The sequence below is a fragment of the Pseudomonas sp. 34 E 7 genome, from assembly GCF_900005715.1.
In the GTDB taxonomy this organism is placed as follows: domain Bacteria; phylum Pseudomonadota; class Gammaproteobacteria; order Pseudomonadales; family Pseudomonadaceae; genus Aquipseudomonas; species Aquipseudomonas orientalis_A.
In genome coordinates, this window is sequence record NZ_CVTX01000181.1 from 18,969 (window position 1) to 29,019 (window position 10,051).

Consider the following 10,051-nt stretch of genomic DNA (forward strand, 5'->3'; position numbering starts at 1 on the left):
TTATTTTCGGATTCTTAGATCATTTAGTCTCCTCACACGCCGCCTCCCTGGCCGCCTGATCGAGGAGCTTCCCTTTGAAACTGCCTATTCCACTGCGCTTGCTGGCGGCGTTGTCCCTGGCCGGTGCCAGCCTGTTTGCCCAGGCGGCGGATGTGACCGTCGCGTACCAGACCACCGTAGACCCGGCCAAAGTCGCCCAGGCCGACGGCGCCTATGAAAAAGCCACCCACGCCACGATCGACTGGCGCAAATTCGACAATGGCGCCGATATCATCGCCGCCATCGCCTCGGGTGACGTGCAGATCGGTTACCTCGGTTCCAGCCCGTTGACCGCTGCGATCACGCGCAAGGTGCCGGTGCAGACCTTCCTCGTCGCCACCCAGATCGGCGGCGCCGAAGCCCTGGTGGCGCGCGATGGGTCGGGGATCAACAGCCCCCAAGACCTGGTCGGCAAGAAGGTCGCCGTACCGTTCGTGTCCACGGGACACTACAGCCTGCTGGCCGCGCTGAAGCACTGGAACATCGACCCTTCGAAAGTGACCATCCTCAACCTCGCACCACCGGCCATCATCGCCGCCTGGAAGCGCGGCGATATCGACGCCACCTATGTGTGGGACCCGGCCCTGGGCGTGGCCAAGGAAAACGGCAAGGTGCTGATCACGTCCGGCGAACTGGCCAAGTTCGGTGCACCGACCTTCGACGCCTGGATTGTGCGCAAGGACTTCGCCGAGAAGCATCCGGAAATCGTCACGGCCTTCGCCAAAGTCACGCTGGATGCCTACGCCGCTTACCGTAAAGACCCACAGGCCTGGCTCGCCGACAAGGCCAACGTCGACAAGCTGCTGAAGCTCTCCGGCGCCAAGGCCAGCGATATCCCGCTGCTGCTGCAAGGCAATGTCTACCCGCTGGCCGCTGACCAGGTCACCCTGCTGGGCGCACCGACCACCAAAGCTGTCACCGATACCGCCGCGTTCCTCAAGGAGCAAGGCAAGGTCGACGCGGTGCTGCCGGACTACGCCCCTTACGTCAGCGCCAAGTTCATCACTCACTGATTCAAGGAGTTCATCGCGATGGCCTTGCTACAACTGGAGCGCATCAGCGCACAGTACCCAGGCGCCCCGGAACCGGTACTGGCGGATATTTCACTTGAGCTTGGCCCCCGGCAATTGCTGGTGGCCCTGGGTGCCTCCGGCAGTGGCAAGACTTCGCTGTTGAACCTGATTGCCGGCTTTGTCGAGCCCTCGGCCGGGCGTATTACCCTCGATGGCGTGCCGGTCAAGGGTCCTGGCGCCGAACGCGGCGTGGTGTTCCAGGACGATGCCCTGCTGCCCTGGCAGGACGTGCTGGCCAACGTCGCCTTCGGCCTGGAGCTGGCCGGCGTGCCGAAGGCGCACCGGGAAGTGCGCGCCCGTGAAATGCTCGCGCTGGTGGACCTCAGCGGTTTCGACAGCCGGCGCATCTGGCAACTCTCCGGCGGCCAGAAGCAACGCGTCGGCCTCGCCCGCGCCCTGGCGGCCGACCCGCGCGTATTGCTGATGGACGAACCCTTCGGCGCCCTCGATGCCTTCACCCGCGAACAGATGCAGGAATTGCTGCTGCAAGTCTGGCGACGCACGGCCAAGCCGGTGTTCCTGATCACCCATGACATCGAAGAAGCGGTGTTCCTCGCCACGGACCTGATCCTGCTGGCGCCCAACCCCGGCCAGATCGTCGAGCGTCTGCAGCTGGATTTCGGCCAACGCTACGCGGCCGGCGAATCGGCACGGGCGATCAAGTCCGACCCGCGTTTTATCGAAACCCGCGAACACGTACTGGGCAGAGTGTTCTCGCAACGGCAGGTGTGCGCATGAGCAGCTATGAACTTCCCGCCACAGCGGCCAAGCCGCTGACCCATGCGGTTATTCCGGCACGCCGCAGCCTCAGCACACGGTGGATCAGCGTACTGACCCTGGCGGTCCTGCTCGCTGTCTGGTGGGCGGTAACCGCCAGCGGCTTGATCGAGCCACTGTTCCTGCCGCCGCCCTCTGCCGTGCTGCAAAAAGGCTGGTTGCTGGCGACATCCGGCTACATGGATTCGACCCTTTGGCAGCACCTGGGCGCAAGCCTCAGTCGCATCGGCCTGGGCCTGGGTTTCGCGGTGCTGACGGCCGTGCCGGTGGGGATTGCCATCGGCGCCAACCGCATCGCCCGCGGCGTTCTCGACCCGCTGATCGAGTTTTACCGGCCAATCCCGCCGCTGGCCTATCTGCCGCTGATCGTGATCTGGTGCGGTATCGGCGAGCTGTCCAAAGTGCTGCTGATTTACCTGGCGATCTTTGCGCCGATTGCCATCGCCACCGCCACCGGCGTACGCACGGTCGACCCGGCCAAGTTGCGCGCTGCGCAGTCGCTGGGCGCCACCCGTGCCCAACTGATTCGTCATGTGATCCTGCCAAGCGCCCTGCCCGACATCCTTACCGGAGTACGTATCGGCCTGGGCGTAGGCTGGTCGACCCTGGTCGCCGCCGAATTGATTGCCGCCACCAGCGGCCTGGGCTTCATGGTGCAGTCGGCGGCGCAGTTCCTGGTCACCGACGTAGTGGTGCTGGGCATCCTGGTGATCGCACTGATCGCCTTCGCCATGGAAATGGGCCTGCGCGCCCTGCAGCGTAAATTAGTGCCGTGGCATGGCCAGGCACACTGAGTGATGAACGTTAAATGAGCAGCCTGACCGTTACCCCTTTAAGCGCTGCGCTTGGCGCGCAGATCAGCGGCGTCGATATCACCCGGGCGCTGAGCCCTGAAGAGCGCGACGCCATCGAACAAGCACTCCTCAAGCATTCGGTGCTGTTCTTCCGTGACCAGCCGCTCACCCCGCAGCAGCAGGCACGGTTTGCGGCGAATTTCGGTGACCTGCATATCCACCCGATCTACCCCAACGTGCCGGAACAGCCCGAAGTGCTGATCCTCGACACGGCCGTGACCGATGTGCGTGACAACGCCGTATGGCACACCGACGTGACCTTCCTGCCCACGCCTGCCCTCGGCGCGGTGCTGAGCGCCAAGCAGCTGCCGGCATTTGGCGGTGATACCTTGTGGGCCAGCGGGATTGCGGCGTATGAGGCGTTGTCCGAGCCGTTCAAAGCCTTGCTCGAAGGCCTCACCGCCACCCACGACTTCACCAGATCCTTTCCGCTGGAGCGCTTCGGCAACACCGCCGAAGACCTGGCACGCTGGGAAGAAACCCGTCGCAAAAACCCGCCGCTGTCACACCCGGTGATACGCACACACCCCGTCAGCGGGCGCAAATCGCTGTTCGTCAACGACGGCTTCACCACCCGAATCAACGAACTGGAACCGGCCGAAAGCGAGGCGATTCTCAAGCTGCTGTTTGCTCACGCCACCCGCCCGGAGTTCACTATTCGCTGGCGCTGGCAGGAAAATGACGTAGCGTTCTGGGATAACCGCGTGACCCAGCATTACGCGGTGGATGACTACCGTCCACAGCGCCGCGTCATGCACCGGGCCACCATCCTGGGCGATGCACCGTTTTAATCCAACCGCCTCAAATGGCGAAAAAACCGTTAATTTCAAGATTTTTCCTATGGAAAAATGTGGCTCACGACACGCCCTGTAACTCGTCAAGCACTCACTTTCAGGAACGTACGAGGTAAGGCTCACCACTGACATCGTGCGTCCAAAACGCCTGCGCAGTGAACCCTTACCTGAATCCATTGAGTGCTTAAATGAATATCTCAACCGTATCGCCGTGGCTGCCCGCTTTTGCGGCACAGCCTGCTGAACCCGCCCCTTCAGCCACAGGCACAACACTTGAAACACTGACACCGCCCACCGCCGCGCCCGACAGACGCGAAAGTTTGCTTGCTTTGTTAAGCGAGCTTGAAAGTTTGATGAACACACTCCACAAGGCCATCGACGCCACGCCCGTCAAGCCTGGTACGCCCGCAACCGTTGCAGCGACCACCCACTCGACGGTGCGCCCTGATAGTACGCAGTACCTTTCAAATAAAAAGGACAAACAAAAACCCGATGACGTATTAGGTGGCCTGTTTTTTTCGCCCCATGAGACCTACCGCTCACTGACCACACCGCACAGTTCTCATGTCGCGGGAATCAAGTTGGCCATGCAGCACTTTGGTCAAAGCCCAACCGATATTTACGCTCAAGTCACGCCCCTGAATAACGGGTTCAATGTGACCATGAGAGATGGCTTCACATTATTCATTTCCCATAAAGAACTGGACCTTGCCAAAGAAGGTTCGCAATTGCTCGGCAACGAAGACATGTTGAAAGACGCCAACTTTCTGTATGCGACCCTGGCCAAGCGAAAACAGCTACAAAGCAACGACCCCGCCGAACAAGCGAGTTACCCCATGACCCTGCGCAATACCAATAAAGGCGAACATGCCAGCAGCGTATTGAAGCTCATGGGCCTGGAAAACCATCTGAAAGAGGTCAAGTCCGAGTCACTGGGCACGGGTCAAAAACTGGGTATAACCGTTGTCTCGAATGGGGAGTCCATGCTGGTTGTCGATGGTCACGAGGATTTCCACGGGACACCTTCGAAGTTAAGGCTGAAAAAGCCGGCCTATGTACTGTCGGATTTACCCGCAACCACCAGGCTGGACGAACCGTCCACTGACTCGCGCCCTGCGCGGGTTGCGCCTACCCCCCCGCAAACCAACGTCAAACCCCTTGCAGCTCCGCTCGGTCCTCCTTCAGCCGGCGCGATGCCGGATATTTCCTCGAAGAGAAACGGTGAGCGTCCAGCCGATATATTGACTGGCTTGAGTAACACACTCCCGGGCTTTGGCGAGTTTCGCGAAACGGCAGCCTACGTTGACGCAATAAAACTGATGATGATGACGTTCGGGCAAAGCCCCACCGATTGCTTTCAACGGGTTGCCGTTGCAGGAGACGGCTACGACGTGACGATGAGAGATGGTTATGAAGTGCATGTTTCTCGCCAGGAGCTACAGCGGGCCGGGCAAGCCCTGAAACTGTCCGGTGACGACAGCGAGCTGATAAAGGATGCCAACTTCATGTTTGCCGCTTTTATGAAACGTCACCAGTTGGAACATGAGGATCCGGTGGCAAGGTCCGACTTCGAGACGACCCTCAGTGATGCGATCCAGAATGGCCGGCATATCAAACCTGTCCTGGAAAATATCGGCATGATCGGCCATATGCGCCATGTCCATGTAAGTGAACTGGAAGACCAGACTACCGTCGGGTTTCTGTACGGTTTTGGCTTGGTTCTGGGCAATGAAAAGGCGCATCAATATTTGCCTTATGAGGGCCACGGCTACGTGCTCGACCCTCACTGAATCGCTCACTCACACTACTGAATACGAGGCGGCCCATGTTACTCAACACTGCCAGCGGCACCGCAGCGCTTAATACGTCATTACTTCCCAGTCTCTGCGCCGGCACAGGCGTGAAGAACGCCAAGGCCCCGATGGAAACACCCGTCGCGGGCGGCGCGGAAAACAGCCAAAACCTTTACGCGTCTATCGTTCAACAACTGAACTCACTGAACAGCCTTCTCAAAACCATCACACAGCGCGCCAGCCCTGTTGCCCCTGCGGTTGACGCCGTACCTCATCAGGTTGATCGCAATTCGCCGGCCCCTTTGCCCACGGTCACCCCCCTGGACAAGCCCCGGCCTGACGACAGCCTATTTATATCTTCGGTGCCGACCGGCACCAAGCCCGAGGATATCTGGCGTGGGTTCTGGCAGGGCATTGAAGGCAATTGCGTCACGGTGTCGGCGATCAAGCTGGCGATGATGAAATACGGTCATCACCCACAGGGGATTTTCAAACTCATAACCCCGACAAAAACAGGGTTCGAGGTGACAATGCAAGACACCTTCAAGCTGCACATATCCCACGAAGAGTTAACGCTGGCGAGGACCGGCAGCGGCTTTGAGGGCGAGGACCCGGACGTGCTCAAGGACGCAGTATTCCTGTATGCCGCCAGCGCCAAGCGGGCTCAGATGAAAAATCACGAAGGCAGCGCCAAGCGCAGCTTCAAAGACGCAATGGCCTCATTGAATGACGGGGAAATGCCGGGAGATGCCACCAATCGCTTGGGCCTACATGCCAAACGGCGCTGGACCAACCCGGCTCAACTGGCCAAAGAAGGCCTGGGTACCGCAGACGCCGGTGGGCACTCGGTCGCCGTGATTGACGGTTACGCAGACCTCTATGGGAATAAGGTCAAGCTGTCTGAGTCGGGCTTCCAAGATGCCCGGCGAGTGCTAACCCTGCGCTGAGCAAACAGCTGCAGTGTGCCTGCCACGATAAAGGTCGGCGCCTCTATCGAGCAGGCACGCTGACGTTACTCCGCCATTGACGGTTTTTCCCACAGATTGATCCCGCCTTCCTGGGCGAACCGATCGATCTGCGCCAGCTCTTCGGCGCTGAAGCTCAAGTTTTTCAACGCGCCGACGTTCTCGATGATCTGCTCCGGCCGGCTGGCACCGATCAGCGCGCTGGTCACCCGTGGATCACGCAGGGTCCAGGCCAGCGCCAATTGCGCCAGGCTCTGGCCGCGACGCTGGGCGATCTCATTCAGGGCGCGCACGTGGGCAATGTTCTCCTCGGACAGGTGTTGGGCCTGCAGCGAGCCTCCCCCCGGACGGTTCACCCGGGCATCGGCAGGAATGCCGTTGAGGTATTTATCAGTGAGCAAGCCCTGAGCCAGCGGCGTGAAGGCAATCACGCCGGCGCCGAGTTCGTCGGTGGTGTCGAGCAGGTCTTTTTCCACCCAGCGGTTGAGCAGGTTATAGGCCGGCTGGTGAATCAACAGCGGCACTTTCCACTCTTTGAGCAGCGCTGCCATCTCACGGGTTTTTACCCCAGAGTAGGACGAGATACCGATGTACAACGCCTTGCCTTGCTGCACGGCGGTGGCCAACGCACTGGCGGTTTCTTCCAATGGCGTGTCGGCGTCGAAACGGTGCGAGTAGAAGATATCCACATAATCGACGCCAAGGCGCTGCAGGCTCTGATCGAGGCTGGCCAGCACGTATTTGCGCGAACCGCCACCCTGGCCATAAGGCCCGGGCCACATGTCCCAGCCGGCCTTGCTGGAGATGATCAGTTCGTCGCGGTAGTGCTTGAAGTCTTCGCGCAGCAAACGACCGAAATTGATCTCGGCGCTGCCGTAGGGAGGGCCGTAGTTATTGGCCAGGTCGAAGTGATTGATGCCCAGGTCGAACGCGGTGCGCAGCAGGGCACGCTGGGTGGCGATCGGGGTGCTGTCGCCAAAGTTGTGCCACAGCCCCAGGGACAGTGCCGGCAGCACCAGTCCACTGCGGCCTACGCGGCGATAAGGAATAGATTCATAGCGGTTTTCGGCAGCAATGTAAGTCATCGAATCCTCTCTGGGCTTGGGGCAAACAAGGCCTGGGAATAAGGTTATTCCCAGGCCTTTGAACCCGCTGAATCGCTTAAGTCTGCCTTTCCCTTTTACAGCAAAGACCCACTTGAGAGGAACGCTATTACGTGCATTTATGCGCGCGAATCAGCGCACCAGATGCAGGAACTGCAGGTGCCGCTCGTACTGGTCGAGGATGTCGTTGATGATCTGCTCCTTGGTATAACCCACCAGGTCGTAATCCTGACTGCCCTCACGCAGGTGCACTTCGGCGCGATAGTAACGGCGGTTGTTGATCTCTTTGGAACCCATGCCGCCACGGGCGAACGATGGCGTGAAATAGCCACGCATCTGCACCTGGTAGATGAACGGATGCTCCTCGCCATGACCGATTTCCAGGCTGACGCTGTCGTTGGCCGGGTCTGGCTGGGTGACCACGTTCAGGCCCTTCTCGACAAATACGGCCGTCACTTCCTCGATGGCCGGGCGCACCGTCGACTCGAGGAAACGGTACACCTCGTCGCGCGACGGAAAATGCACCGCCTGGCTCAGACGCTGGCGCCAGCCGCCACGGCCTTTGCGCGACGCCGAGATCGGTGCCAGCGAATGCAACTGGGCGATCTGCTTTTGCGATTCGAGATAGAACGCCTTGTGCAGCCCCCACATCATCAGCAGCAGGATCAGCGAGAACGGCAGCGAGGTCAGCACGACCGCTGATTTCAACGAATCGATACTGCCGGCAAACAGCAAGGCGCTGGTGACCAGGGCGGTCATCGCGCCCCAGAACACGCGCAGCCATTTCGGCCCGTCTTCATCGGCGTTGCCGCCTTTGGACGACAGGGTCGACAGCACCACTGTGCCTGAGTCCGCCGAGGTCACGAAGAATACGAAGCTGATAAACACCGTGACCGCAATCACGGTTTTACTCCACGGGTAGGTTTCCAGCAGCAGGTAGAGGCTCATCGACGGCTCATCGATGGCCGACTGGCCCAACGCGGTCATGCCATGGTTGAGCACCTGGTCGATGGCGCTGTTACCGAAGATCGACATCCACGCCAGGGTGAAACCCAGCGGGATCAGCAGCACGCCAAACACGAATTCGCGGATAGTGCGGCCACGGGAAATCCGCGCGATGAACAGGCCCACGAACGGCGACCATGCGATCCACCAGGCCCAGTAGAACACCGTCCAACCGCCCAGCCAGTCGCTGGGTTTGTCGTAGGCGTACACGTCGAAACTCTTGGTCGGCAACGCACCAAGGTAGTCGCCAATGTTCTGGATCAAGGTATTGAGCAGGTGCTGGGTGGGCCCGGCAAACAACACGAACAGCAGCAGTGCGCAGGCCAGCAGCATGTTGATGTCGGACATCACCCGCACACCCTTGTCGACACCGGCAACGGCAACGATGATCGCCGCGCCCATCATCAAGGTGATCAAGCCCACCTGGATCCACTGCGTATGGGCGATGCCGAACAGGTAATCCAGGCCGGAGTTGAGGTGCAACACGCCAAAACCCATGTCGGCCCCCAGGCCGAATACCGTGGCAATGATGCCGAAGCCATCCACCGCGTAACCGATCGGGCCATTGATGCGCTTGCCGATCAACGGGTACAGCGCCGAGCGCAACGCCAGCGGCAGGTTATGCCGGTAAGCGAAATACGCCAGGGCCATGCCGACAAACGCGAACACGCCCCAGCCGTGCAGGCCCCAGTGCAGGAACAGGACCTGCATGGCCTGGCGCGCCGCATCGGCATTCATGGCCTCGCCTTGGGGCGGTTGCACCAAGTGCGTCAGCGGCTCGGACACACAAAAGAAAAACAGCGTGATGCTGATCCCGGCGGCGAACAGCATGCCGGCCCAGGACAGGTAACTGAATTCGGGCTCGTCGTGGTCGGCACCGAGTTTTATCTTGCCGTAGCCCGATAGCGCGGTGACCACCACGAAGACCAGATACAGGGTCATCGCCAGCATGTAGTACCAGCCGACCGTATTGGCCGCCCAGTTTTGCGCCGCCAGCAGCCAGGCACCGGCCTGTTGCGGGATAGCGATGACGGTGATGCCGAACAGCAGGATGGCCGTGGCGGCAAAGTAGAAAACGGGCGCATTCATGCGCACCAGACCGCTGGGAGGGGTGGACGATGCACTCATGAACGAAGCACCCCCGAGGTGTGAAATGTGGCTGTCAATAACGGACTCAGCAAAGGTAAGCCTCCTGTTGTGAGCGGGCAGCGAACCACCGGTTTAACTTGAACGAGCGTTCAAGTTAAACATGAATGGGCGGTCTGGGACTAATTTCAGGGCTGAGTGGTAGACAATTCCTACACTAGCTCAGGGATTGGTATGACGGGTTACGGGGGCAAATCGTTCAGCGACGTGAAGATGAAATGCATTCAAATGTGGGAGGGGGCTTGCTCCTCGTTGGATCAGGCAGCCTGTGACTATCTTACTGATACCCCACAGATCCAAATGTGGGAGGGGGCTTGCCCCCGATGGCGGCCTCAGGGCTGACCAGGATGTTGAATTGGGTTGAGTACATATCCGTTTCTGCGGTAACGGCTGCTAATGGTTCCGCTTTTACGGCGGCTCACTTTTGAAAAGCGCAAAAGTAAGCAAAACGCTCTTGCCCCACCACTCGGCACCTCGCCTGGGCTCGGTGTGCCCTCTCTCC

Annotated in this window: 8 protein-coding genes; 6 read left to right on the forward strand and 2 right to left on the reverse strand. The window is 59.9% G+C overall.

Annotation, left to right across the window (positions count from 1 at the left end; translation table 11 throughout):
* Window positions 1-74: 74 nt before the first annotated feature.
* The 6 genes from tauA to BFP96_RS24555 all read left to right on the forward strand — a co-directional run bounded on the left by tauA (window position 75) and on the right by BFP96_RS24555 (window position 6,277).
* On the forward strand, window positions 75-1,052 hold the full coding sequence (gene tauA / locus BFP96_RS24530) for a taurine ABC transporter substrate-binding protein (protein WP_065937178.1): 978 nt from the start codon (window positions 75-77) through the stop codon (window positions 1,050-1,052).
* Between the two features lie 18 nt (window positions 1,053-1,070).
* Window positions 1,071-1,850, forward strand: coding sequence for a taurine ABC transporter ATP-binding subunit (tauB, locus tag BFP96_RS24535; protein WP_065937179.1), 780 nt, complete (start codon window positions 1,071-1,073; stop codon window positions 1,848-1,850).
* Window positions 1,847-2,683, forward strand: coding sequence for a taurine ABC transporter permease TauC (gene tauC, locus BFP96_RS24540; RefSeq protein WP_065896581.1), 837 nt, complete (start codon window positions 1,847-1,849; stop codon window positions 2,681-2,683). Before tauB ends, tauC begins: the two co-directional genes overlap by 4 nt.
* 14 nt (window positions 2,684-2,697) lie before the next feature.
* Window positions 2,698-3,534 (forward strand): taurine dioxygenase, encoded by an 837-nt coding sequence (gene tauD, locus BFP96_RS24545; RefSeq protein ID WP_065893795.1) that lies wholly within the window; start codon window positions 2,698-2,700, stop codon window positions 3,532-3,534.
* Between the two features lie 191 nt (window positions 3,535-3,725).
* Window positions 3,726-5,327, forward strand: a complete 1,602-nt coding sequence (locus tag BFP96_RS24550) for a hypothetical protein (protein ID WP_139113443.1) — start codon at window positions 3,726-3,728, stop codon at window positions 5,325-5,327.
* Window positions 5,328-5,362: 35 nt separating this feature from the next.
* Window positions 5,363-6,277, forward strand: coding sequence for a hypothetical protein (locus tag BFP96_RS24555; RefSeq protein WP_065937181.1), 915 nt, complete (start codon window positions 5,363-5,365; stop codon window positions 6,275-6,277).
* A 65-nt stretch (window positions 6,278-6,342) separates the two neighbouring features.
* On the opposite strand, the gene mgrA is transcribed toward BFP96_RS24555, so the two are convergent.
* Both mgrA and betT read right to left on the reverse strand, forming a co-directional pair.
* On the reverse strand, window positions 6,343-7,380 hold the full coding sequence (mgrA, locus tag BFP96_RS24560; protein WP_065884649.1) for an L-glyceraldehyde 3-phosphate reductase: 1,038 nt from the start codon (window positions 7,378-7,380) through the stop codon (window positions 6,343-6,345).
* 150 nt (window positions 7,381-7,530) lie between these two features.
* Complete coding sequence (betT, locus tag BFP96_RS24565) at window positions 7,531-9,492, reverse strand: choline transporter BetT (RefSeq protein ID WP_163001547.1); 1,962 nt, start codon at window positions 9,490-9,492, stop codon at window positions 7,531-7,533.
* Window positions 9,493-10,051 lie beyond the last annotated feature (559 nt).